Raw genomic sequence first — 23,472 nt, 5'->3', positions numbered from 1 at the left:
CGATGCCGTGGCGATAGTCGCCACGGCATTCTTGTATCGGCAGGTCAGGCCTGGCCCTCGCCTTCGGTATCGGCGCGGGGAGCATGCGACCCGGGGGCTGCCGCCCCGCCACGGTCTTGCCGCTGGCCGCGCAGGGTGTCGGTGGTATAGAGCGCCAGCCCCAGCCAGATACAGGCAAAGGTGATCAGATCGCTCTGCCGGAAGGGCTCTTCGAACAAAAAGACCCCCGTCAGCAGATGCAGGGTCGGGGTCATGTACTGGATCAGCCCGATGGTGCCGAGCTTCAGCCGGCGCGCCCCCATGGCAAAGAACACCAGTGGAAAGATGGTCACCACGCCGCAACCGAACAGCAGCAGATCAATGCTGCCCCGGGTGGTCAGGAAGACGGCCTCGTGGTGGGCATACAGCCAGCCGAGCCAGCTCAGGGCGAAGGGCAGCAGTAGCAGGGTTTCGATGAACAGCCCGGTGATGCTGTCGACCGTGAGCTGCTTGCGAATCAGCCCGTAGAGCGCGAAACAGCCCGCCAGCGCCAGCGAGACCCAGGGCACTTCCCCGTAGCCGATCACCATGATCAGCACGCCCACGGTCGCGATGGCGACCGCCAGCCACTGCAGCGGCCGCAGGCGCTCGCGCAGGAAGAGGCAGCCCAGCAGCACGTTGAGCAGCGGATTGATGTAGTAGCCCAGGCTGGTCTGCAGCACGTGGTTGCTGGTCACCGCCCAGATGAAGGTGCCCCAGTTGCAGCCGATCAGCGTGGCCGTGGCGATCAGCGCCAGCAGCAGACGCGGGGTGCACAGCGCGTCGCGGACGCGCCGGGCGCGGCGCGAGAGCAGCACGAACAGCGCCAGCAGCACGGCTGCCCAGAGCACCCGATGGATCAGGATCTCCCACGCCGAGACCGTCGGCCCGATCAGGTGGAAATAGAGCGGCAGAAAGCCCCACAGCAGAAAGCAGCCGAAGGCCGACAGCAGACCGACAGCCTGATCGCGCGATTGAGACATGAGCAGCGTCCGGGCGGGAGAAACCGGCATCATACGCCCGGTGCAGGCGCATGGCGATGCCCGTGACAGGCAGCACCCGGCGCCCCCGTTGCGCTCGAGGCCCGGCTCCGCTCCGGGGCGCTACCAGCCCGGGGCCCGGCGGGGCAGCGTGAACAGGGGTAGTGCATGTTATCCAGATGTTATAACATCACAATATCAACCGAATCGAAGGATGACAGGCAATGAAGGCATGGCGTTGGTGGGTGGCCGGGATCTCGGGACTGATGCCGGCGGTGGCGCTGGCAGCACCGCTGAACGTGGCGGTCAGCATCATGCCGGAGAAGTGGCTGGTCGAGCGGATCGGGGGAGACGAGGTGGATGTCTCGGTGCTGGTCAAGGCGGGCATGGAACCGCATGACTATTCGCCTTCGCCCCGTCAGCTGGCCGAGCTGACCCGCGAGCAGCTCTACTTTGCCATCGGCGTGCCCTTCGAGCAGGTCTGGCTGCCGCGGCTTCGCGAGCACGCCCCCGATATGGAGGTGGTGAAGCTGCAGCAGGGGCTCGAGCTGCGACAGATCGAGGCGCATGTCGAGCACGAGGCAGAAGGCGACGAGGCTGCCGGCGGCGAGGCGCAGCATGCTCACGACCACGACCACGACCACGACCACGACCACGACCACGACCACGACCACGGGCATGGGCATGGGCATGGGCACGATCATGGCGGCGCCGATCCGCACGTCTGGCTCGATCCGCACAACATGATCCTGATGGCGAAGCGGGTGGCGGACAGCCTGGCCGAACGTCTGCCCGAGCAGCGCGACGCCATCCGTCAGCGTGAGCAGGCGCTGGTGCAGCAGCTGCAGGCGCTCGATGCGCAGATCGCCCGGCAGCTCAAGCCCTGGGCGGGCGCCACCTTCATGGTCTATCACCCGGCCTTCGGCTATTTTGCCGATCGCTATCAGCTGCAGCAGCTGCCCATCGAGCTGAGCGGCAGCGAGCCCGGCGTGCGGTCGCTGGGTCGGCTCATCGACCGGGCGAAGGCGCACGATATTCATGCCATCTTCGTGCAGCAGCAGTTTTCGCAGCAGACCGCCGATCGCCTGTCACAGGCGCTGAACGCCCGGATCATCCCGCTCGATCCGCTGGCCGAGGACTATCCCGCCAACCTGCGCGCCATGGCCGATGCGCTGGCGAGCGGCTTCGAGCAGGGTAACGACTGAGCCTGCCGGCAGGGCGCCGTTTCCGGTGGCCCGCTTCGCTGGCTCTTCAGGGTCGGTGCTTCGGCGCCGACCCTTTCTGCTATCATGCCTTCCCCCGTGCCGGACCATGACGCAGGCGGTGCTGCCCCTGCTGCCGGTCCGGCCGAGTGCGATCATCGCCGCTACAGGGAAGGCAGCATGCAGAGTCATGACAGGGCAGGTCCTCTCGCCATCTGGGTAGCGCTGCTGGTGCCCGCCCTGTGGGGGCTTTACTGGATACCGCTGCGCTATCTGGAGGCGCATGTCGGCGCGGGGGCCTGGAGCAATGTCGGGGTGGTGCTCATCGCCTGTCTGGCCATGCTGCCGATGGCCTGGCGCCGGCGCCGGACGCCCGGTCATGCCAGCCGCACGGGCCTCTGGAGCACCGCCCTGGGCGGTGGCGCCTTTACCCTGTATTCGGTAGCCCTGCTCTACGGCAGTGTGGCGACGGTGATCGTGCTGTTCTACATGACCCCGGTCTGGAGCATCCTCATTGCCCGCTTCCGGCTGGGCGCCACCATCTCCCGCTGGCGCTACGCCGCCATCGGGCTGGGCCTGGCCGGCGTCTTTCTGGTCCTCAACGGCGGCAATGCGTCGGGCCTGCCGCTGCCGAGCAACATCGGTGACTGGATGGGGCTGCTGTCGGGCATCCTGTGGTCGATAAGCTCGACCGGCATGAATCGGCACTCCCGGCTTGATGCCGCGATCAGCAACTTCATCTTCTGTCTCGGTGCCCTGCTGACGTCGCTGCTGCTGGGGGTGGTGCTGGGCGCTCCCGACAGCGGTCTGCCCACCGAACCGGATTACGGTGCGATCCTGCTGGCGTCGCTGGCGATCGGTATCCTCTGGTGGGCGTTCTCGCTGACGGCCTTCATGTGGTCGGTTACCCGGGTGGACCCGGCCCGGCTGGGCATCTTCATGATGACCGAGGTGATCATGGGCGCCATCTCCTCCGCGCTGCTGGCTGCCGAACCCTATACGCTGATGATGGCGCTCGGCACCGGACTGGTGGTGCTGGCCGGTGGCTGCGAGGCGTATTCGAGCCGTGCCGGCCGGCCCCGCCCGGCCGGCTAGCGGCCGTCGGGAGCCAGCGCGAGTCGCGCCAGCCATTCGACGTCGGCGCTTGTCTGGTGATCGGCGGCGGCGATCTCATCCGGAGTGAACCAGCCGATCTCGCTGGCATCGTCATCGGCGATGCCATCACCCGTCTGCCAGTGACAGCGCACCGCGATCAGCACGAAGTGATGGTGGATGGCCTGGCTGCTGCCATCGATGACATTCAGCGCGGTCAGCACCTCGCCGGCGGTCGCGACCACGCCGGTCTCCTCCCGAAGCTCGCGTACCGCGGCCTGCTCGAGTCGTTCCCCCCATTCGATGCGCCCACCGGGAAAGCCCCACAGCCCGGCATCGGGTGGGTTGTGGCGGCGTACCAGCAGGACGCGATCGCGGCGCACGACCACGCTCAGGGCGGCGGGGCGCGGAATGGCAGGGTCCGTCATGGCGAGCACCGATAGTGGATGGCACCAACAGCAGCGCCGGCAACAGGCGCCACAGCGCCCGGAGCCGGGCAGTCATCCAATGACAACAGTCGCTGCCTGCCGTGTGCAAGGCCGCGCCGAGGGCCGGTTCACCTGGGGGAGTCATGATGCCAGGGCTGGGCCTGACAGTGGGCACACAGCGTGGTGCAGGGGTCGGCGGTGAGCTGCCAGCCATCGAGCGTCATCATGCAGCGGGCGCAGTACTCGCCCTCGCCGGAGGCGATGCGCAGCAGGGTACGCTCCACCCGTTCCAGTTCCTGCCTGGTCCGGGCAAGGTGCCGGGTCATGTCATCCTCGGTGGCCGGCTGCGGTCCGCCGGGCGTGCCGGATCGTTCGGGACGGTAGTGGCGCAGCCGTTCGCGCAGGTCGTAGCGCAGTGCTTCGAGTGCCATCTGACGCTCATTCATGATGCACCCCTCGAATGATCGGGCGTGCCCGCCGTGGCCGGGCACACCGGTGGTCGGATTGTGGTTGTCCGGGGTTGCTGCCGGGCAGCGCGTGCCGCCTTCTTCGGGTATAGCCAGGTCCGGCCGGCTTTTGAAGCGGGAATTGCACTGACGGGCGCACTCATCCGCCCTTCGAGGCTCAGGGAGCGCCGACCGCCCGGGCCATCACTTCGGCGGCCGCGCCGCGTGCGGCGGTAAAGGTACTGTCGTCGAGCACCCGGATGGCCACCTGGCCGTCGGTATTCAGCAGCCCGCTGCGATGGCGTTCGAAGTAGTCCAGTGCCGGCACCAGCAGGGCATCACCAAGCCCGGTCAGGGAGCCGCCGATGACGATCTCGGGCGGATTGAGAGTGTGGTGCAGGTTGAGCAGCAGCATGCCCAGCGCTTCGCCTGCCCGGCGCAGGGTGAGCGCCACCTCCGGCTCGCTGAGTCGTGGCCACAGGGCTTCGGTGACCCCCTGTTCGGGAGGAATGTTGAGCGCCGCCCGGATTGCCCAGCCACTGACCAGGGTTTCGACGCAGCCGCGATTGCCGCAGTGGCAGTAGAGGCCGCCGGGCTGCAGGATGGTATGGCCGATTTCGCCGACCAGCCCGCCCCGGCCGCGGACCACGGTCGGCATCTGACCGTCGCCTGCCACCAGACCGCTGCCGATGCCGGTGCTGGCGCTGAGATAGACCAGCGATTCGGGCGGGACACCGGGGTGGAAGTAATACTCGCCGAAGGCGGCGGCATTGGCTTCGTTGTCCAGCAGCCAGTGCCCGGTGATCTCCGGCAGCAGCGGCTTCAGCAGCTCCAGAAAGGGGATGTCGCGCCAGCCCAGGTTGGGGGCCAGCCGCAGCAGCGGCTGATCGGGCGCCACCGGCCCGGGCAGGGTGACGCCCAGCCCGAGGCAGTGGCGGTGGCGGATGGTCTCGTCGGCCAGCATCTCCCGGATCCGTGCGGCCAGCACGCCTGCCGTCTCTTCGGGGGTGGTCGGTGCCTGTTCGAGGTGGCGCTGCAGCAGCGGCTCCCCGGCCAGGGTGCAGGCGATCAGGCGCAGGCTCTTGACGCCGGCATCCACCCCCAGCAGCACATGGCGGCTGGCGTCCGGGTGCAGGCTGCGTCCCGGCCGGCCGCCGCCGCTCTGTCGCAGCTCGCCCTCGCGCAGCCACTCCCGATGCAGCAAATCCTGCACGATGGCACCGACCGTGGCCTTGGTCAGGCCGGTCAGCACGGCGATGTCCGCCCGGGTCACGCCCGGCGAACGGCGTACCGTTTCGAGGATGGCGCTGCGATTGTGGCGCTTGAGAAAACTGAGATTGCCACCGTGATGGGGGCGGGGGGTACCGGTCATGGCGCTGGTGGGTCCGCGTTGGCCGCACGGAGACGGCGGTGATGAAGACGCTGGTCCGAAGGTGGTCGCAGTGCGCCGATCGGCCTGCTGATGAGTTCATTGTCAGCATGAACGAAGTGCCAGTCTCACCTGCATGGTCCCGGAAAAGGAATACCACCCTGGTCGTAGCCGGCATGGCTGCTACGACCAATGTAGCGGGTACGGAAGGCGGTTTTTCGACCTTCGCTCAATGGCGACGCTGTCTTCACGGGCTCACTATCGGTACTTGGTTAAAAGCTCATACCAAGTACCCGGTGTGACCTGCCGGGAGGAATCATTCGCCCCGTTGTGAAGGTAGTGCGCAACCGGGCAAAGGGGACCGCAGGACATGAACTATGCCATTTATCCCAGCCTGAAAGGCAGGCGCGTGGTCGTTACCGGGGGCGGCTCGGGCATCGGCGCCGGCGTGGTGGAAGCCTTCGTGCAGCAGCAGGCGCAGGTCGATTTCCTCGATATCGACGGTGACGCTTCCCGGGCGCTGGTCGACCGGCTCGGCGACGGCGCCCGCTATCATCCGTGCGATCTGACCGATCTGTCCCGGCTTTCGCAGACACTCTCGAGCATCGGTGACGTCGATGTGCTGGTCAATAACGCGGCCAACGACGATCGCCATACCCTGGCCGAGATCACCCCCGACTACTGGGAGCAGGGTACGGCCGTCAACCTGCGCCACCTGCTGTTTGCCACCCAGGCCGTGGCGCCCGGCATGAAGGCGCGCGGCGGCGGCGCGGTGATCAATTTCGGCTCCATCAGCTGGCACCTGGGGCTGGAAAACCTCGTTACCTACGAGACCGCCAAGGCGGGCATCGAAGGCATGACCCGGGCGCTGGCACGCGAGCTCGGGGGCGACAACATCCGGGTGACCTGCGTGGTACCGGGCAATGTCGAAACGCCGCGCCAGAAGCAGTGGTACACCCCCGAGGAGGAACAGCGCATCCTCGACAGCCAGGCGTTGAAGCAGCGCCTGCAGCCCGAGCATCTGGCGCGTCTGGTGCTGTTTCTGGCGGCCGATGACGGTGCCCTGTGTACCGGTCACAACTACTGGATGGATGCCGGCTGGCGCTAGGCGCGTCAGGAATCGGCCCGGTTCCGGCTTTTCAATGCCGTGCGCGACCACCGCAGGCGGGGTCGCCGCACCCGAGGAGAGAGAAGATGGCAACAGCTTCCACTGATTCACAGCGCTCCATGGTGGTATTTCTCACCTGTTGCGTGGCCGCCATCGGCGGTTTCCTGTTCGGTTTTGACAGCGGTGTCATCAATGGCACGGTCGATGGTCTCAAGCAGGCCTTCGGCTCCAACAGTGCTGCCACCGGTTTCAACGTCGCCTCCATGCTGCTTGGCTGCGCCGTGGGCGCCTTCTTTGCCGGACGGCTGGCGGATCGCTTCGGTCGCCGTTCGCTGCTGCTGGTATCGGCGGTACTCTTTCTGATCAGCGCCTGGGGCTCGGGGGTTGCCACCGGGTCGATCGAGTTCGTCATCTATCGCGTGCTGGGTGGCCTGGCGGTCGGTGCTGCCAGCGTGATGTCACCGGCCTATATCAGCGAGATTGCCCCGGCCGGAGTACGCGGTCGACTGGCCACGGTACAGCAGATCGCGATCATTTCCGGGCTCTTCTTTTCCTTTCTCAACAACTATGTGCTGGCGCATCTGGCCGGGGCCTCGACCGAGACGCTGTGGTTCGGCTTCGAAGCCTGGCGCTGCATGTTCTGGATGGAACTGCTGCCTGCCGGCATCTTCCTGGTAGCGCTGCTGTTCATTCCGGAGAGCCCGCGTTATCTGGTCAGTGCCGGCAAGACCGAGCAGGCCGACCGGGTGCTCAACATGGTGCACGAGGAGAGCGCTGCCCGGGAGCGGCTCGGCGAGATTCGCAATTCGCTGGCGCAGAGTCACAAGCCGCGTCTTCGCGATCTGATCAACTCGAAGACCGGCAAGATCTACAGGGTCGTCTGGGTCGGTATCGGGCTGGCGATCTTCCAGCAGCTGGTCGGCATCAACGTGGTCTTCTACTACGGCGCGGTGCTGTGGCAGGCCGTGGGCTTCTCCGAAAACGACGCCCTGCTGATCAACGTCATCAGCGGCGCGGTCAGTATCGTGGCGTGTCTGCTGGCGATCGGGCTGATCGATCGCATCGGCCGCAAGCCGCTGCTCTGGGTGGGCTCCGTCGGCATGTCGATCACCCTGATGATCATGGTCTATGCCTTCTCCACCGGTGAGCTGGTCGATGGCAGCCTGCAGCTGCCGGGCAACAACGGCGTGATCGCGCTGCTGGCCGCCAATGCCTACGTGTTCTTCTTCAACTCCTCGTGGGGACCGGTGATGTGGGTCATGCTGGGCGAGATGTTCCCCAACCGGGTACGTGGCTCGGGGCTGGCGGTGGCCGGTCTGTGCCAGTGGCTGGCCAACTTCGGCATCACCATTACCTTCCCGATCATGCTTTCGGCGATCGGTCTGGCCGGGGCCTACGGCTTCTACGCCCTGTGCGCGATCATTTCGGTCTTCTTCGTGTTCCGCTTCATTCTCGAGACCAAGGGTCGTGAGCTGGAGGACATGGCCTACGAGTGATCGGGCATCCACTGCCCGCCAGCACGGGGCCCGGGGGCATTGCGCCCTCGGGCCCCGTTGCCTGTCGGGGCTATGCTGGTAGCGACAAATGATCGATCATGCATGAACATGATTACCCAATGCGCAACAGGAGCTTCCATGTCGGACGAACAACAGCCGCCCCGGGATGAGCCGGACGAGGAGACGATCCGGCTGGCCACCGAGGTGTTCAACAGTGCCCGCAATGGCGAGACCGAGAAGTTCCGCAACTGGCTGCCACAGGGGCTGCCGCCCAACATGCGTAACCACAAGGGCGACAGCCTGCTGATGCTGGCCAGCTATCACGGTCATCTCGACACGACCCGGGTGCTGCTCGAGCACGGTGCCGATCCCGAAATGACCAACGACAACGGTCAGAGTCCGCTGGCCGGTGCCGCCTTCAAGGGCAATCTGGCAATGGCGCAGCTGCTGCTGGAAAACGGCGCGGCGGTCGATGGCACCACGCCGGATGGCAAGACGGCGCTGATGTTCGCTGCCATGTTCAATCACACCGCAATCGTCGACTACCTGATCGCCAACGGAGCCGATCCGAATGCGCGTGCCGTGGGCGGCATGAGTGCCCACGATCTGGCGGTATCGATGGGCGCCAGCGATACCGCGGCGCAACTGGCCGGCTCGGACGGATGAGCCGAGCGGGTCAGCCGCCGCGCTCGAGGTTCAAAAGTGCCCGCTCCAGGGCGAAGACATGCTCGTCGGCGTGGCCGAGCGCGCGCAGGGTGGCGGCCAGCTGCAGCAGGTAGTCGCGGTTGGGGCCGCTGGGGCCACTGGAGTCGGCGATCTGCCGGGCAATATGGTGATCCGGTGCCTCACCCAGCCAGGCCTCGTTATCCTCGGTCGCGATGTAGACCAGCCCCTCTTCGCGGCCGCCGTCATCGAAGTACAGCTCGGTCACGAAGCGCAGGTAGCCGTTCTTCTCGCGGATATCGAGCTGATCGAACACGGCCGGGGTGATCAGATAGGCCATGCCATCGCAGACGGCGCCCGGTTCGGGGACCAGGGTGGCCACCCGGCCGGGTGCCCCGGGCGTGCCGCGATGGTCGTGTGAACCCTGCCAGAAGCGCCGGGCCCAGCCGTGGATGGCGGCGGGGCGGCATTCAAGCCAGGGGAAGCCGGCCTTGTAGAGCAGTGAGCCATAGCCGAACAGCCAGACCTGATCGTGATGGTCGAAGTAGTCCATCAGGCGGTTGGCGGCGGTGGTGTCGAGGCCGGCGCTCGGGGTGGCGGATGCGTCGTGGGACATGCAGGGCTCGTCGCTGCGGGAAGTATCATCATTGTGCGCAACGTATCGCCGGGCTGTCACCGGCATCAGGGCGAACGCTGCCAGCGGGATGGTCGACGGTCACGCCACCGCGGCCTGCGCGCAAGCGTGCGACGTACCGAGGCGATCAGGGCCGCGGCAATCAGCACGATGATCAGGCGGGGTTTCATGGCCGTGTGTCCTGTAGTGGCGAGTTCTGCCGGGGGCGCCGGGGCGGCCCCCTCGATCCTTCCTTCAGGCCGAGCGGCAGTGACTGCCCGGCCATGCCGGTCGCGCGTGGTGAGTCATGCTACGGGCGGCGGATGACGCTGATGTGTCAGCCTCGCCACCCGCTCGCTTCAGCAGCCGCGTGACTGCAGCCGGCGTGCGAAGCTCATCCGTCTGCATCGCAGCGTGCAGCGGATCGCGGCGACCGCGGCCAGCACGAGCAGTGCGATGATCAGGCGGGCTTTCATGAGGCGTTTCCTCCGAAGGAATGAGGGCGGCAGGGGGTAATGACAACACTCTGCGCCCGGCCGGGCACGGAAACGAATCGAAAGCAGCGAAGTCGAATATCGACAGCAGCAATAACGGCCGCCATGGCCGACCGCTTGAGCGGGTCGGCCATGCCGGAGGCGGTGTTTTCAGAGCGACTCGGGATCGCCGGCAAACATCTGGATGCGCGAGCGCAGCCAGCGCTCGCCGGGGTCGTTGTCCTGGGCACCGCGCCAGACCATGGAGAGCTCGAAGGGCTGGACCGCGAAGGGCAGCGCCTCCTCGCGCAGGCCGCCGGCTGCGGTTAGTACCCCGGCGGCGTAATCCGGCACGGTGGCGATGATATCGGTACCGGCGAGCAGCGACCCCAGGCCGTTGAACTGGGGCACGGCCAGCGCCACGTGGCGCTGACGCTCCATTCCGGCGAGATAGTCATCGACGTAGCCGGTCAGATCGCCATCGTGGGAGACCAGTGCGTGGGGGCGGGCGCAGAACTCGTCCAGTGTCAGCGCCCCGGGGCCGCTGTCGGCGCGGATCACCCGTGGCCGGGTGCGGCGCAGGATACGGCGCTTGGCGTTGGCGGGAAGTTCGCGGGTATAGCACACCGCGACCGTGATCTCGCCGGAACTCAGCAGATGAGGGGCCTGCAGATAGTTGGCCCGCCGGATGACCAGCGCCACGTTCGGGGCCTCGCTGCGCAGCCGCCTGACCAGCGGCGGGAGCAGGGCGAATTCGACATCATCGGACAGCCCGATCCGGAATACCGCCTCGCTGGTGGCCGGATCGAAATCGCGGGTGCTGCTCAGCACACCGGAGATGGCATCCAGCGCCGGCTGCAGCGATTCGAAGATCTCCCGGGCCCGGGTGGTCGGCTCCATGATGCGGCCGGTGCGCACGAACAGCGGGTCGTCGAACAGGGTGCGCAGGCGCGCCAGGGCGGCACTGGTGGCAGGCTGGCCGAGAAACAGCCGTTCGGCCGCGCGCGATACGCTGCGCTCCTGCATCAGGGTTTCGAAGACGATCAGCAGGTTGAAGTCGACCCGTCGCAGATCGTTGCGATTCATGAGCACCCCCGAATGATGGCTGCGGCCTGCCGCCCGGTCCGGGACAGCTATCATTGTCGGTTATAAAGAGTATCAATGCTCGTGCATAGTGTTTACCCCGGTCACGGGATAGAGTCGGGGTATCCAATGACAGGAGGGCTGACCCATGTCTCGCATGATTCGGTTCAATCGGTTCGGTCCCGCCGATGTACTCGAATTTGTCGAGCACTCGCCATCCCGGCCGGAGCCCGAGGAGGTCGTGATCGCGACCGAGGCCATCGGCGTGGGCTGGCGTGACGTGCTCTGGCGTCAGAACCTGGCCCAGACGAAGGCGGCCCTGCCGGCCTTCATCGGTGCCGAAATGGCCGGCCGGGTGGTGGAAGTCGGCGAGCGCGTCGAGCAGTTTGCCCCCGGTGACCGGGTGGCCTCGATTCCGGCCTTCGATCCCAACCGCTACGGCACCTATGGTGAGCGGATCGTGCTGCCACAGCAGGCGCTGATCCGCTATCCCGACCTGCTCGAGCCGGTGCAGGCGTGCATCCATTATGCGCCGCTGCTGAGCAGCTGGCTGGGCCTGAAGGAGCTGGCCGGGATCGCGCCCGGCGATATCGTGCTGATCACGGCCGGCTGTCAGCTCAACGGGCCCTACGCCATTCAGATGGCCAGCGTGCTGGGTGGGCGGGTCATCGCCACCACCGCCCGCGAAGCGCATGTCGACTATCTGCGTGAGCTGGGGGCCGAGTGGGTCATCGATACCGAAACCCGCGACCTGCTGAGCAGCATCGAACGGATCACCCATGGCAAGGGGGTCAATATCGTGCTGGATGCGCTGGGCGGGCCGCAGATGAGCCTGCTGGGCGAGGTGCTGGCGCCCTGTGGCCGGCTGATCCTCTATGACATGCAGGGCGGCAATCAGACCAGCTTTCCCGCCCGGGCCGCCTTCAGCAAGAATATCCGCTTCTTTCTGCACTGCCTGTCGAACTTTGCCGGCAAGCCGGAGCTGGGCATCGAGCAGAACCGTGATGCCATGCAGCGCGCGATTCGCGCCGTCGATCACTTCACGCTCGAAGGGCGTCTGCAACCCCATGTCGATCGACTCTTTGACTTCGACGAGATGGTCGAGGCCCATCGCTATCTGGAAAAGCACCGCGGCCCGCGCGGGCGGATTGCCGTGCGCGTCGGCTGAGCCTGCCGGCCGGGCGGTCCGGGGGTATCGGAAATGACTAGTCATTGGCTAATACATTTTTACTTGTTGAGTCATTTCCACGTTTGATATAGCCTAATCCTATACTGGCCAGAGAGTAATCAGCGTCCGGTGGCCGACGGAGCATCGGCCGAACAGGTATCGCTACCGCCTGCGCTGACCCTGAACATCGATGCATGCCCTGGCCCGGCTGGCAGCTCTTGCCAGCGCACACCCTTTGAACCTCGATCCCCGGATCGGGGTTTTTTTGTGTCCGGTCCTGCTGGCTGAAGCCCTTTCTCCTGAAAAAGGGGCAAGAACATGCGGCCGAAGACGAAAAAAGAAGCGAATGACCGCGATTGAAGGTTCCGGGTTTAACGCCTGTCGTTACACGATTACCGGCTTTTCCGAATACAAGAATAAAAACACGGTTTCGGAAGCAGGGAATCGCAACACAGTTACCCGGGAGAAACAGCATGAAGTTGGCCAGAAGGCCGGAAACGGCCTGGGCACTTGCCCACGATAATAATATTGCTTCATCCATTACAGGGATATCGGAGTACATGATGTTCGGATGTCGGATACAGAAAGATCGCTGCAATGGTGCCGGTGCATCGGCATATTCGGAATATCATTCCGTGCTGAAAGTCATCGAGAATATCCCGACCGGCAAGCGCGCCATCGGTCACTATCTTCACGGACCATGGGACACGATAAAGGCCGGTAAATGGCTGGATCACGCTGCAGAAACCATCGAGCAGCGGCTCTATGAAAGTCATCCCGGCTTCAGGAAATGGTCAAGAGTCAGAAAGCACAAGGTGCACTATCTGGCCAGGGTAATGCTCATGGCCCATCGCCAGTGTGCAGAGGATGAAAGACCGGTATGGTCGCCCGGAAGGATACGCAAGTGCATGTGGCAGCACTTCGGTGAGACGCTAGAAACCCGCTACTGGAAACGCAACTGGCAGAGTTGCTGGCAGGCTCTTGAGGACGCACTTGATGAGCTCAATGCGGAGATTCTGGCGCCGGTCGATCTGGCGCTCAAGGCTCTCGATAGTCGTCTTGACGGTGACGATGATGTGCGGGCAGACGGTGGCCCGGAAAGGCAAAAGGTCTTTACGGTCATTCACCGGAAATGTCCGCTGACATCAGGTATCGGTCAGCCGGTTACGGGCGTTTCCGATAACGACAAAGAGCCTGCGGGATGGTCTGCCGGCAACAGCATCGTGTCCGGAAATACCGGTTTGCGCTGAGCAGTAATCAAGCCGTCGGCCCGCAGGGTCGACAGGGATGACCGCCCGCCCCGGCGCCCTTCAGGTGACCGGGGCGTTGCAGGATATTCAGCTTTCAACCCCGCCGGGCCGCGCCCGAGCGGGGTTTTTTTACGTGCCCCTCAGGCCGTTAACAGTGAGGAGTCTGACATGGTCAATGATGCATCAATGCAGCAGCCTGCCGGTCGAGCGGATCTTGGCAGGGTCGGTTATCAGCGACCGATGCCCCGGCAGCTGCTGACCATTGCCGATGAGGACTGGGCGCAGTCCGCCAGCGAGCACATCCTCTCTCACGTCTCGACGCCCGTCTTTCCCGACTACAGCGTGGAGATTACCGCTCATGGGGCGCTCGGGGACGGCAGCACCGACAGTACGGCTGCCATTGCACGGGCGATCGACGAGTGCGTCAGGATGGGAGGCGGCCGGGTAATCGTGCCCGAAGGGACCTTTCTGACCGGTGCCATTCATCTGCAGAGCAATGTCGAGCTGCATGTCGGTCGCGGTGCCGTGCTGCTGTTCAGCCGCGATCCCGATCGGTACCTGCCGGGGGTGCATACCCGCTTCGAGGGGGTCGAGCTGATCAATCACTCGCCCTTCATCTACGCCCGGGGTGCAGAGAATGTGGCGGTGACCGGCCCCGGCATGCTCGATGGCCAGGCCGACCGGGAGTGCAGGTGGCCGTGGCCGGATGGGGACACGGCGGGGCAGTGCGACGCGGCAGCCGAACGGGCGGAAGCGATCAGCCAGCTGCATGCCATGGCCGACGACGGTCTGCCGGTCGAGCAGCGGCGCATCGAAGCCGGCGCCCTGCTGCCGCCCGCCTTCATCCAGTTCTATCAGTGCCGCAATGTCCTGATCGAGGGGGTCACCCTGCGCCGGGCACCGCAGTGGAGTGTCCACCCGGTACTGTGCGAGAGCGTGCGGATCCGCGGCCTGCATATCGACGGTTACAGCCCCGACAGCGATGGCTGCACGCCCGAGTCCTGTCGCCATGTGGTCATCGAACACTGCACCCTGGCCGTTGCAGGCAACTGCATTGCGCTGCGCTCGGGCCGGAACAGTGATGGTCGGCGGATCAACGTACCCTGTGAGGATGTCCTGATCCGGCACTGCACCATGACCGCCGGTCGCGGCGGCGTGGTGATCGGCAGCGAGACCAGCGGTGGGGTGCGCAACCTGCTGGTGCATGACTGCCGGTTCGCCGAGCACGACGTGGTGCTGCACATCAGGACCAACGCCCTGCGTGGCGGGGTGATCGAGAATGTACGCATGCAGAACGTCGTCGTCGAACGCGCGGTGGATGCCTTCATGTGCATCGACCTGTGTGACGACGAGGGCGACGTCGGCGTCTACAAGCCACTGGTGCACAACATCGATGTCCGGCGGGTCACCGTCGGTCAGTGCGGCGAACATGCGCTCGATCTGCAGGGGCTGCCCGATGACGTGCTCGCCGGCATCACCATCAGCGACACCCTCTTCAACCGGGCCGGGGCGGCGTGGCGCATCGACAATGCCGATGTGGCGCTTTCCAATGTGGTCATCAACGATGCGCACTACCCCCATCGGGTGCTGAAGGCCACATGATCCGGCGCTGTTCGGCCGGTCGATCCGGTCATGCCGGTCGGCAGCCGGGGCGATGGCTGCTCCGGGCCAGCGACGCGCTGCTCGACGGTCGCCGGAATGCGCAGGCGGGCTTCAGTGGCTGGTGCGAAAGCGTTCGATGCGTTCGCGCAGGGCCTGTTCGGGGCCGATCAGCTCGTTCAGTTCCGCTTCGGTCAGCTCGATGTGGCGGTGGTTGTGCACGATCTCGGCGTAGCTGCCGCCTGCCGTCATGGCCTGTTCCACCAGCAGCGAGAGCTCCTTGCGGTGGCTGATGGCGGCATGATCGAACCGCTGCTGATTGCGCTCGAGCTGGGTGCGCTGCTCGCGACGGCAGCGCTCCAGCAGATCCCGGGTAATGAACTGGGCAGTCATGGTCACGCTCCTCGTGGCAGGCCGATGTCTCCATGCTGGGCAGAGCCGGTGCTTTTCACCATCGCGCTTTGGGCGTATCGCCGAAAGTTGCATACTGCTGCCGTGCCCGGACATGACAGCGCCCGCTCGATGAGCGGGCGCCGGTTCAGCAGCGCTGGCCGCCGCGCGGCAGCGGGCGCGGATCACTCGCTGTCATCGAGATAGGGCTGGTGCAGGATGCGATCGTGCGAACCAAAGCGGTTGGCAGCCGTCTTGAGCTGATGCCAGTAGGGGTAGATCAGCGGCGGTCGACTGGCGGATTCGATCGCCTCGATCTCGTGCCGGGCGAGTTTCAGCTCGACTCCGGCCAGGTTGTCCTCCAGCTGATGATCCTTGCGGGCGCCGACCACCGCAGTGGTCACGCCCCGGCGGGTGAGCAGCCAGGCGAGGGTGACCTGGGCGGCGGAAACGCCGTGGTTCTCACCGATCTTCACCAGGGTGTCGATGACATTGTAGAGCTGCTCCTCGTCACGGATCGGCGGCTCGGTCCAGCCCTGGCTGAAGCGGGTGCCATCGGGGTTGGTCTGACCGCGGCGATACTTGCCGGAAAGCAGGCCACCGGCCAGCGGGCTCCAGATCATGGTGCCCAGTCCCTGATCGCCGGCGGCCGGCATCAGCTCGTATTCGGCATCGCGCGCCTGGGGGGTATAGTGAATCTGCTGGGAGACCGGCTTGATGAAGCCGTGACGCTCGCAGGTCTGCATCACCTTCATCAGGTGCCAGCCGGAGAAGTTGGAGATGCCGTAGTAGCGCACCTTGCCGTCGCGCACCAGCTGATCCATGGTCTGGAGGGTCTCCTCCAGCGGTGTCAGGCCATCCCACTGATGCAGCTGGTAGAGGTCGATGCGATCGGTCTGCAGTCGGCGCAGGCTGGCATCACACTGGGTCAGGATGTGCTGGCGCGACAGGCCGTCCTCGTTGGGCCCCTCGCCCATCGGAAAGCGCACCTTGGTAGCCAGCAGGATGTCGTCCCGCTTGTCCTTGATCGCCTCGCCGAGAATCTCTTCCGAAGCGCCCGCCGAGTACATGTTGGCGGTATCGAAGAAGTTGACCCCGCGATCGATGCACATGTCGATCTGACGCCGGGCGCCGGCCACATCGGTATCCCCGAGACTGGCCATCCTGCCCGAGCCGCCGAAGGTCATGGTGCCCAGGGTCGCGGTCGAGACACGCAGTCCCGAATTGCCCAGATTGCGATATTCCACAACGACCTCCTTGGTGAAATTGGTCAATGACACGCCGGCGCGATGCCGACCGTCCGTGGATACCTTCAGTGTGGCTGCTCGTTGGCCATTCAGCGAATCCCGACCGGGCCGGCGCGTCGTCCGTTGCGCCCGGCGCCGCGATGGTGATCACCATGCGACATTGGGCTAATCGGGCCTGCCCGCCCATTCGACTCTAGTGCAGGGGGCAGGTCGATACGCTGTTATATCTCTCTGTTTTCACTGCATGCCAATGACAACGATAACCGTAATATCATCAATGGGTGATGGTTTGGTTATTGGGCAGATGAGCGGGTTCTTGTATAGCTTCTGACGAAAGCAGCCGGCCTCGGGGAGGGCCGGGCGTCCGCGGTACCAAGAGCGCGACATGCAGGGCACCAGACTCGGCATCATCGAAAAGATCGGCTTCGGCATGGGTGATGCCGGCAACAACATGACCTTTGCCGCCGTGGTCATGTACCTCTCCTATTTCTACACCGATGTCTACGGCATCTCGCCGGCGGTGGTCGGCACCATCTTCCTCTCCATGCGCTTCGTGGATGCGGTCACCGACCCGCTCATGGGCGCCATTGCCGATCGTACCCACAGCCGCTGGGGGCGCTTTCGCCCCTGGCTGCTGTTCATTCCGGTGCCGCTGGCTGCAGCCTGCGTTTTGATGTTTACCACCCCGGACTTCTCGCAGGGCGGCAAGATTCTCTATGCCTTTGTCACCTATGCGGTGATGTCGCTTCTGTACACGGCCGTCAACATTCCCTACTGCGCACTGGGCGGGGTAATCACCAGCGACCATCGCGAGCGGGTGTCGTGCCAGTCGTGGCGCTTCGTGCTGGTGGGGGTGGCCTACCTGATCCTCAACAGCGGCCTGCTGCCGCTGGTCGAGTGGTTCGGCGGCGGCGATGAGGCGTTCGGCTTTCAGATCACCATGGGGCTGATGTGCGTGATCGCGCTCGGCATGTACGCCTTCTGCTTTGCCACCGTGCGCGAGCGGATCACGCCGCCGGTGCAGAGCAGCCGCAACCCGTGGCGCGATCTGCGCACGCTGGCCGCCAACCCCAAGTGGTGCATCATTCTCTCCATTACCTTCCTGCAGGCGCTGCAGTTCTTCCTGCGCCAGGGTGCGGCGGTCTACTACGCCAACTGGGTGCTGGGGCTGGGCGCCACCGGGATCTCGCTGTTTGTCACCCTCGGCGTGGTGGGCAAGATGATCGGCACCGCCGTCTCGCCGCTGATGACCGGACGCATCAGCAAGCGCTCCGTGTTTCTGGGCAGCACCCTGCTGCTGATCCTGGCCTCGGCGCTGCTGTTCGTGATTCCCGGCAGCACGCTGATCGTCGCCACCCTGGTGTTCATCCTGATCAACTTCTTCCACGGCATCGGTACGCCCGTCTCCTGGGCGCTCATGGCGGATGCCGAGGACTACGGCGAGTGGCGCAACGGGCATCGTCTGACCGGTGTCTCCTTCGCCGGCAACCTCTTCTTTCTCAAGCTGGGGCTGGCGCTGGGTGGCGGACTGATCGGCTTTCTGCTCTCCTGGGGTGGCTATGACGCCGGGCTGGAGCAGCAGGGCAGTGATGCGCTGCTGGCGATCACCCTGATGCTGACGCTGATTCCGGCCGCCATCTGCGTGCTGATGTGGGGGGCCATCTGGCTGTTCGGGCTCGATGATCGCACCATGGATCGCATTCACCGCGATTTCGAGGCGCGCAGCGATGCCCGCCACGCCGCCGAGGATGATCGCGCTTCCTTTGAGGATGACGACATGCGACCCGCTTCGACGCACCCCGGCTGAATGCCGGGGGCACGCGGTGACGCACGCTCGACGCCTCGCCGCACTTCGTTCATGGCAGTTCCATCGCAGGAAGGGTGCGAAGATGCAGCGGGGTGGTGTCAGCGTTATCGAAAAGATCGGGTTCGGCATGGGCGATGCCGGCAACAACATGACCTTCGCCGCCGTGGTCATGTATCTCGCCTATTTCTACACCGATGTCTACGGCATCTCGCCGGCAGTGGTGGGCACTATCTTTCTCTTCATGCGCTTCGTGGACGCGGTGACCGACCCGCTCATGGGCGCGATTGCCGATCGTACCCGCAGCCGCTGGGGGCGCTTCCGCCCCTGGCTGCTGTTCATTCCGGTGCCGCTGGCCGTGGCCTGCGTTTTGATGTTTACCACCCCGGACTGGTCGGAGCAGGGCAGGATCATCTATGCCTTTGTCACCTATGCGGTGATGTCGCTTCTCTACACCGCGGTCAATATTCCCTACTGCGCGCTGGGCGGGGTGATCACCAGTGACCACCGCGAGCGGGTGTCGTGCCAGTCGTGGCGCTTCGTGCTGGTGGGGGTGGCCTATCTGATTCTCAACTCATCGCTGATGCCGCTGGTCGAGTGGTTCGGCGCCGGTGACGAGGCCCGCGGCTTCCAGGTCACCATGGGGCTGATGTGCGTGATCGCGCTTTTCATGTTCGGTTTCTGCTTCGCCACCGTGCGCGAGCGGGTGCAGCCGGTCGGCAACACCTCTCACGGCTTGCTGAAGAACCTGCGCGCGCTGGCGTGCCGGGCAATCAGATAATCCCGGCGGGGATCGTGGTGATCGCGATCAACATCTGCCACGGCATCGGCACGCCGATTGCCCGGGCCTTCATGGCCGATGCCGAGGACTACGGCGAATGGCAGAGCGGCTATCGCAACACCGGGGTCTCCTTCGCCGGCAACCTCTTCTTCCTGAAACTGGGCCTGGCGGCCGCAGGCGGGCTGGTGGGCTTTCTGCTGTCGCTGGGCGGCTATGAAGGCGGGGCCGAGGCCCAGAGTGAGTCGGCGCTGACCATGATCGTGCTGCTCTTCACCCTGATTCCGGCGCTGATCAGTGCCCTGATGACCCTGGCCGGCTGGCGCTTCGGGCTGGATGACGGCGAGATGGACCGCATTCGCCATGATCTGGAAGCGCGCGCCGGCAACCGTTCGGGCCGTGCCGGGGCCGAGCCGGGCGCGACCGGCGCGGCCCGTCCGGCCACCCCCTGACACCGACCATGACCCTCTGACCGGGAGATCCCCATGAAGACCCGAGTGACCCTGCATCGCGACTTTGTCATCAGCGAGATCGATGACCGGCTCTACGGCGCCTTTCTCGAACACATGGGGCGCGCCATCTATGGCGGCATCTTCGAGCCCGGCCATCCGCAGGCCGACGAGCAGGGCTTCCGGCGTGACGTGCTGGCGCTGGTACGCGAGCTGGCGCCGCCGGTGGTGCGCTATCCCGGTGGCAACTTCGTCTCCTCCTACAACTGGGAGGATGGTATCGGCCCATGGGAAGTGCGCCCGGTGCGGCTCGATCTCGCCTGGCACAGCCGCGAATCGAATCAGGTGGGCATTCACGAGTTTGCCGACTGGTGCGAGCAGGCCGGCACCGAGATGATGCTGGCGGTCAACCTCGGTTCGCGGGACCTCGATGCGGCGCGCAACTTCATCGAGTACGTCAACCATCCCGGCGGCAGCGCCTGGAGCGATGAGCGGATCAGAAACGGTCGCCGCGACCCCTGGAACGTGCGGCTCTGGTGTCTGGGCAACGAGATGGACGGGCCCTGGCAGATTGGCCGGAAGAGTGCCGACGAGTACGGTCATCTCGCCCACGAGACCGGCAAGGCGCTGCGCGCCTTCGATCGCAATATCGAGCTGGTGGCCTGCGGCTCCTCGAATCCCGACATGGCGAGCTACCCGCAGTGGGAGGCGACGGTACTCGATCACTGCTATGAGACGGTCGACTACATCTCGCTGCACATGTACTTCACCAATCACGAGGACCGGCTCGGCGACTATCTGGCGCTGGCCGAGAAGCTCGATCGCTACATCGTCTCGATCGGGGGCGTGATCGACTACATGCGGGCGAAGAAGCGCACCCGCCATCAGGTGCATATCTGCTTCGATGAGTGGAACGTCTGGTATCACAGTGTCGAGCAGGACCGCCGCATCCTGCAGGGCAGCGACTGGCCCTTCGCGCCGCCGATCCTGGAGGATGTCTACAACGTCGAGGATGCGCTTTTGATCGGCTGCGTGCTCAACACCTTCATTCGCCGCTCGGATCGGGTGCGCATCGCCTGCATCGCGCAGCTGGTCAACGTGATTGCGCCGATCATGACCGAAACCGGTGGCAGTGTCTGGCGCCAGACGCTGTTCTATCCGCTGCTGTTTGCCTCGCGCCACGGCCGCGGCCGGGCGCTGGATGTCAGGGTCGACGGGCCCGTCTATCAGACCCGCGAGCTGGAGGAGGTGCCCTGCCTGGATGTGGCGGCCGTGCATGACGAGGCCGGGGAGCGCGTCACGCTGTTCATCGTCAACCGTGATCCGCAGCAGGCGCTGGAGCTCGATGTCGCGCTGGAGGGCTTTGATCATGCCACGCTGCGCGAGCATCAGTGTCTGATCCATCCGCACATGAAGGCGGTCAACACGGCCTGCACGCCCGATCACGTCAAACCGCAGCCCGGCGAGGGGCTGCGGGTGGAAGAGGGCCGGCTGCGCGGACAGGTGGCCCCGCTGAGCTATCACATGGTGGGCGTGCGCGTGGGCTGAGCCGGCCCCGCGCCATCCGGCCCGGTCGGCCACCCTGCGGTGGCCGTACCGAAGACTCAGAAGTGGTAGTCCAGCGTGGCCGTGACGCTGCGCTCGTCGCCGAAGTAGCAGTAGCTGCTGTTGAAGCAGCCGGTGACGTACTCCCTGTCGAACAGGTTGGTGGCATTGAGCCGCAGGCTGGCGCCCTGAAGCGCGCTGGAGAACTCGCCGAGGTCGGCACTGACGAAGGCGTCGACCAGGGTGTAGTCATCGGTCTGGCGCTCGTTGTCGGCACTGGCCTGGCTTTCGTCCACCCAGCGCATGCCCACGCCGCCGCGAATGCTCCGCGGGAACTCATGGGCCAGCCACAGCGAGGCCATCTGTTTCGGCGAGAGCACCGGCGTATTGCCGGATTCGATGGCGGGAGTGACGCTGTCGTTGTCATCCCGGTACTCGATGTCGTTGTAGCTGTAGCCGGCAATCATCTGGAGCCGGTCGGTGAGGGCCGCCCGGGCAGAGAGTTCGACCCCCCGCGAGCGGATATCGCCGACCCCGATATAGCTGACCGGCGTCACGCTGGCGCGCTGCTGGACATTCTGCTGGGTCAGGTCATAGACGGCGAGCGAGTAGAGATCCCGCGTGCCCGGCGGCTGGTACTTGATGCCGAGCTCGTGCTGAAAGCTCTCCACCGGTGCCGGTACCGCGCCATCGACGCTGGAGTCGGCGCTCGGATTGAAGGATTCGCTGTAGCTGTAGTAGGGCGCGAGGCCGGAGTCGAAGCGATAGAGCAGCGAGGCCTGGCCGGAGAAGTGCTGATCGCTGCGGCTGTCGGTGGCGCCGCTCAGCTTCGAGTGGTAGTCGCGATCGAGATAGTCCTGGCGCCCGCCCAGCGTCAGACGCCAGCCGCCCAGCCGGATCTGGTCCTGCAGGTAGACGCCGGCCTGCTGCACCTCGCGCTCCTGACTGCTGTAGACGGCCGGTTCGCTGGTCAGCGAATCGCCCGAGTAGTCGGGGTTGAAGGGATCCAGCGCAGTGGCGCCGGCACTCGAGAAATCGGCATCGTTGTGGCGCCACTGATAGTCCACCCCGGCCAGCAGGGTGTGCGACAGCGCCCCGGTGGTAGTCTCCCAGGTCAGCCGGTTGTCGGTGGAGAGCGCCTCCAGATCCTCGCTGGCACCGGAGTAGTAGCGGGTCAGTTCGGCCCCGTTGCCGTTGAAGCCGTCCTGATAGACCTGCTCGAGTTCCACATCCATGTTGATGTAGCGCAGCTGCGAGTTGACGGTCAGGCTGTCGCTGACGCGGTGCTCGAGCTGCGCGGAGAAGATGCGCTGATCGCGCTCGAACACGTCATGGGCCGGGTCGGCGTCGGAGAAGTCGGGATCGACGGTGCGTCCGAAGCGCGAACTGTCGACGCTCAGGTCATAGGGGACGGCGCCATGGAAGTCGCCGGCCGGATCATGCTGCAGATAGGCCTGCAGCAGCAGGTCGGTATCCTCCGAGGGGTGCAGTTCGACCTGGGGCATGACGGCATAGCGCTCGCGATCGGCGACATCGAACTGGGTGTCGGAGGCGCTGCCCAGCGCCGTGAAGCGGTAGTCGGCCCACTCGCCGTTGCCCACCGGGCCGGTGAGGTCCAGGCCCAAAAAGCGGTTGTCGAAGCTGCCGTAGCTCATCCGCAGCAGCCCCTGCTGCTCATGGCGGGGCCGTTTGGTGGTGAAATCGACCAGTCCGCCCGGCATGGTGCGGCCATAGAGGCTGGCGGCCGGCCCCTTGAGCACATCGATGCGCTCCAGAAAGAAGGGATCGATCTGGATCGCCGAATAGGCACCCGGATCGCTCTGCAGCCGCATGCCGTCGAGGAAGGTGTTGGAAACATCGCCGCCATGAAAGCCCCGCAGCGCCACCACGTCGGAGCGTTTGGAGGCACCGGCCAGGCCGGTAAAGGCGCCGGGCGTATAGAGCAGGGCGTCGTTCATGCTCTGCGCGTTCTGATCATCCAGCTGCGCCCGGGTGATCACGTCGACCGAACGGGCCGTCTCGATCAGCGGCGTGGCGGTTTTGGTGGCGGCATCACTGCCCGAGACCCGATAGCCTTCGGTGGGGCCGGTCACATCCGCCAGTGACGCGGCGGAGACCACCACCTGCGACTGGGTGCCGGGCTCCTCGGCGTGGGTGACCGCCATCGGCAGCGCACCGGACAGCAGGGCGCCGCAGAGCAGCGGTTGGCGAATGGCGTAACGGCAAAGCCGGTCGCGATAGCGGTCATATGGGCGTGACATGTTCCCTGAT

The 23,472-nt window shown here is 65.2% G+C and carries 23 protein-coding genes; 13 read left to right on the top strand and 10 right to left on the bottom strand.

What is annotated here, in order from left to right:
* Positions 1 to 44: 44 nt before the first annotated feature.
* Positions 45 to 1,001, bottom strand: a complete 957-nt coding sequence (gene rarD, locus C7446_RS10170) for an EamA family transporter RarD (protein ID WP_121172996.1) — start codon at positions 999 to 1,001, stop codon at positions 45 to 47.
* 221 nt (positions 1,002 to 1,222) lie between these two features.
* Between rarD and C7446_RS10165 the strand changes: the two genes are divergently transcribed.
* Both C7446_RS10165 and C7446_RS10160 read left to right on the top strand, forming a co-directional pair.
* The gene (locus tag C7446_RS10165; protein ID WP_121172995.1) at positions 1,223 to 2,203 is read left to right on the top strand and encodes a metal ABC transporter solute-binding protein, Zn/Mn family; all 981 of its coding nucleotides are present in this window, start codon (positions 1,223 to 1,225) and stop codon (positions 2,201 to 2,203) included.
* A 177-nt stretch (positions 2,204 to 2,380) separates the two neighbouring features.
* The gene (locus C7446_RS10160; RefSeq protein WP_121172994.1) at positions 2,381 to 3,295 is read left to right on the top strand and encodes a DMT family transporter; all 915 of its coding nucleotides are present in this window, start codon (positions 2,381 to 2,383) and stop codon (positions 3,293 to 3,295) included.
* Here C7446_RS10160 and C7446_RS10155 read toward each other — a convergent pair.
* From C7446_RS10155 to C7446_RS10145, 3 genes are all read right to left on the bottom strand, one after another.
* Entirely contained in the window at positions 3,292 to 3,720 is a 429-nt protein-coding gene (locus tag C7446_RS10155; protein WP_121172993.1) for an NUDIX hydrolase, read from the bottom strand. The two genes, C7446_RS10160 and C7446_RS10155, sit on opposite strands and share 4 nt — an antisense overlap.
* A gap of 128 nt (positions 3,721 to 3,848) precedes the next feature.
* Complete coding sequence (locus C7446_RS10150) at positions 3,849 to 4,166, bottom strand: TraR/DksA C4-type zinc finger protein (protein ID WP_147408746.1); 318 nt, start codon at positions 4,164 to 4,166, stop codon at positions 3,849 to 3,851.
* Positions 4,167 to 4,344: 178 nt separating this feature from the next.
* The gene (locus C7446_RS10145; protein WP_121172991.1) at positions 4,345 to 5,538 is read right to left on the bottom strand and encodes an ROK family transcriptional regulator; all 1,194 of its coding nucleotides are present in this window, start codon (positions 5,536 to 5,538) and stop codon (positions 4,345 to 4,347) included.
* Positions 5,539 to 5,905: 367 nt separating this feature from the next.
* Between C7446_RS10145 and xylB the strand changes: the two genes are divergently transcribed.
* The 3 genes from xylB (at position 5,906) to C7446_RS10130 (ending at position 8,805) form a co-directional block, all read left to right on the top strand.
* A complete protein-coding gene (xylB, locus tag C7446_RS10140; protein ID WP_121172990.1) occupies positions 5,906 to 6,643 on the top strand; it encodes a D-xylose 1-dehydrogenase in 738 nt (245 codons plus the stop codon).
* Positions 6,644 to 6,729: 86 nt separating this feature from the next.
* The gene (locus tag C7446_RS10135) at positions 6,730 to 8,139 is read left to right on the top strand and encodes a sugar porter family MFS transporter (RefSeq protein WP_121172989.1); all 1,410 of its coding nucleotides are present in this window, start codon (positions 6,730 to 6,732) and stop codon (positions 8,137 to 8,139) included.
* Positions 8,140 to 8,277: 138 nt separating this feature from the next.
* Positions 8,278 to 8,805: an ankyrin repeat domain-containing protein gene (locus tag C7446_RS10130; RefSeq protein ID WP_121172988.1), complete on the top strand. Its 528-nt coding sequence runs from the start codon at positions 8,278 to 8,280 to the stop codon at positions 8,803 to 8,805.
* 10 nt (positions 8,806 to 8,815) lie between these two features.
* On the opposite strand, the gene C7446_RS10125 is transcribed toward C7446_RS10130, so the two are convergent.
* The 3 genes from C7446_RS10125 to C7446_RS10120 form a co-directional block, all read right to left on the bottom strand.
* Positions 8,816 to 9,418: a gamma-glutamylcyclotransferase gene (locus tag C7446_RS10125; protein ID WP_121172987.1), complete on the bottom strand. Its 603-nt coding sequence runs from the start codon at positions 9,416 to 9,418 to the stop codon at positions 8,816 to 8,818.
* A 65-nt stretch (positions 9,419 to 9,483) separates the two neighbouring features.
* Positions 9,484 to 9,606, bottom strand: coding sequence for a hypothetical protein (locus C7446_RS16780; protein ID WP_281272348.1), 123 nt, complete (start codon positions 9,604 to 9,606; stop codon positions 9,484 to 9,486).
* A 453-nt stretch (positions 9,607 to 10,059) separates the two neighbouring features.
* A complete protein-coding gene (locus tag C7446_RS10120; protein WP_121172986.1) occupies positions 10,060 to 10,974 on the bottom strand; it encodes a LysR family transcriptional regulator in 915 nt (304 codons plus the stop codon).
* Between the two features lie 145 nt (positions 10,975 to 11,119).
* On the opposite strand from C7446_RS10120, the gene C7446_RS10115 reads away from it, so the two are divergent.
* The 4 genes from C7446_RS10115 (at position 11,120) to C7446_RS10105 (ending at position 14,991) form a co-directional block, all read left to right on the top strand.
* Entirely contained in the window at positions 11,120 to 12,139 is a 1,020-nt protein-coding gene (locus C7446_RS10115; protein WP_121172985.1) for a zinc-dependent alcohol dehydrogenase family protein, read from the top strand.
* 190 nt (positions 12,140 to 12,329) lie between these two features.
* Complete coding sequence (locus C7446_RS16475) at positions 12,330 to 12,662, top strand: hypothetical protein (protein WP_170150054.1); 333 nt, start codon at positions 12,330 to 12,332, stop codon at positions 12,660 to 12,662.
* Positions 12,613 to 13,389, top strand: coding sequence for a hypothetical protein (locus tag C7446_RS10110; protein ID WP_121172984.1), 777 nt, complete (start codon positions 12,613 to 12,615; stop codon positions 13,387 to 13,389). Before C7446_RS16475 ends, C7446_RS10110 begins: the two co-directional genes overlap by 50 nt.
* A gap of 168 nt (positions 13,390 to 13,557) precedes the next feature.
* Positions 13,558 to 14,991, top strand: a complete 1,434-nt coding sequence (locus C7446_RS10105; protein WP_121172983.1) for a glycoside hydrolase family 28 protein — start codon at positions 13,558 to 13,560, stop codon at positions 14,989 to 14,991.
* A 111-nt stretch (positions 14,992 to 15,102) separates the two neighbouring features.
* On the opposite strand, the gene C7446_RS10100 is transcribed toward C7446_RS10105, so the two are convergent.
* Both C7446_RS10100 and C7446_RS10095 read right to left on the bottom strand, forming a co-directional pair.
* The gene (locus C7446_RS10100; RefSeq protein ID WP_121172982.1) at positions 15,103 to 15,381 is read right to left on the bottom strand and encodes a hypothetical protein; all 279 of its coding nucleotides are present in this window, start codon (positions 15,379 to 15,381) and stop codon (positions 15,103 to 15,105) included.
* Positions 15,382 to 15,563: 182 nt separating this feature from the next.
* The gene (locus tag C7446_RS10095) at positions 15,564 to 16,625 is read right to left on the bottom strand and encodes an aldo/keto reductase (protein ID WP_121172981.1); all 1,062 of its coding nucleotides are present in this window, start codon (positions 16,623 to 16,625) and stop codon (positions 15,564 to 15,566) included.
* A 385-nt stretch (positions 16,626 to 17,010) separates the two neighbouring features.
* On the opposite strand from C7446_RS10095, the gene C7446_RS10090 reads away from it, so the two are divergent.
* From C7446_RS10090 to arfA, 4 genes are all read left to right on the top strand, one after another.
* Complete coding sequence (locus C7446_RS10090; protein ID WP_121172980.1) at positions 17,011 to 18,432, top strand: glycoside-pentoside-hexuronide (GPH):cation symporter; 1,422 nt, start codon at positions 17,011 to 17,013, stop codon at positions 18,430 to 18,432.
* An 82-nt stretch (positions 18,433 to 18,514) separates the two neighbouring features.
* A complete protein-coding gene (locus tag C7446_RS10085; protein ID WP_170150053.1) occupies positions 18,515 to 19,210 on the top strand; it encodes a glycoside-pentoside-hexuronide (GPH):cation symporter in 696 nt (231 codons plus the stop codon).
* Between the two features lie 14 nt (positions 19,211 to 19,224).
* Positions 19,225 to 19,659, top strand: coding sequence for an MFS transporter (locus C7446_RS10080; RefSeq protein ID WP_170150052.1), 435 nt, complete (start codon positions 19,225 to 19,227; stop codon positions 19,657 to 19,659).
* Between the two features lie 33 nt (positions 19,660 to 19,692).
* Positions 19,693 to 21,204, top strand: a complete 1,512-nt coding sequence (gene arfA / locus C7446_RS10075; protein ID WP_121172977.1) for an arabinosylfuranosidase ArfA — start codon at positions 19,693 to 19,695, stop codon at positions 21,202 to 21,204.
* A gap of 56 nt (positions 21,205 to 21,260) precedes the next feature.
* Here arfA and C7446_RS10070 read toward each other — a convergent pair whose 3' ends face one another.
* Complete coding sequence (locus C7446_RS10070) at positions 21,261 to 23,462, bottom strand: TonB-dependent siderophore receptor (RefSeq protein ID WP_121172976.1); 2,202 nt, start codon at positions 23,460 to 23,462, stop codon at positions 21,261 to 21,263.
* Positions 23,463 to 23,472: the final 10 nt, after the last annotated feature.

The organism is Kushneria sinocarnis, assembly GCF_003633775.1.
GTDB lineage: Bacteria > Pseudomonadota > Gammaproteobacteria > Pseudomonadales > Halomonadaceae > Kushneria > Kushneria sinocarnis.
This window is presented reverse-complemented; position numbering and strand designations above follow the sequence as displayed.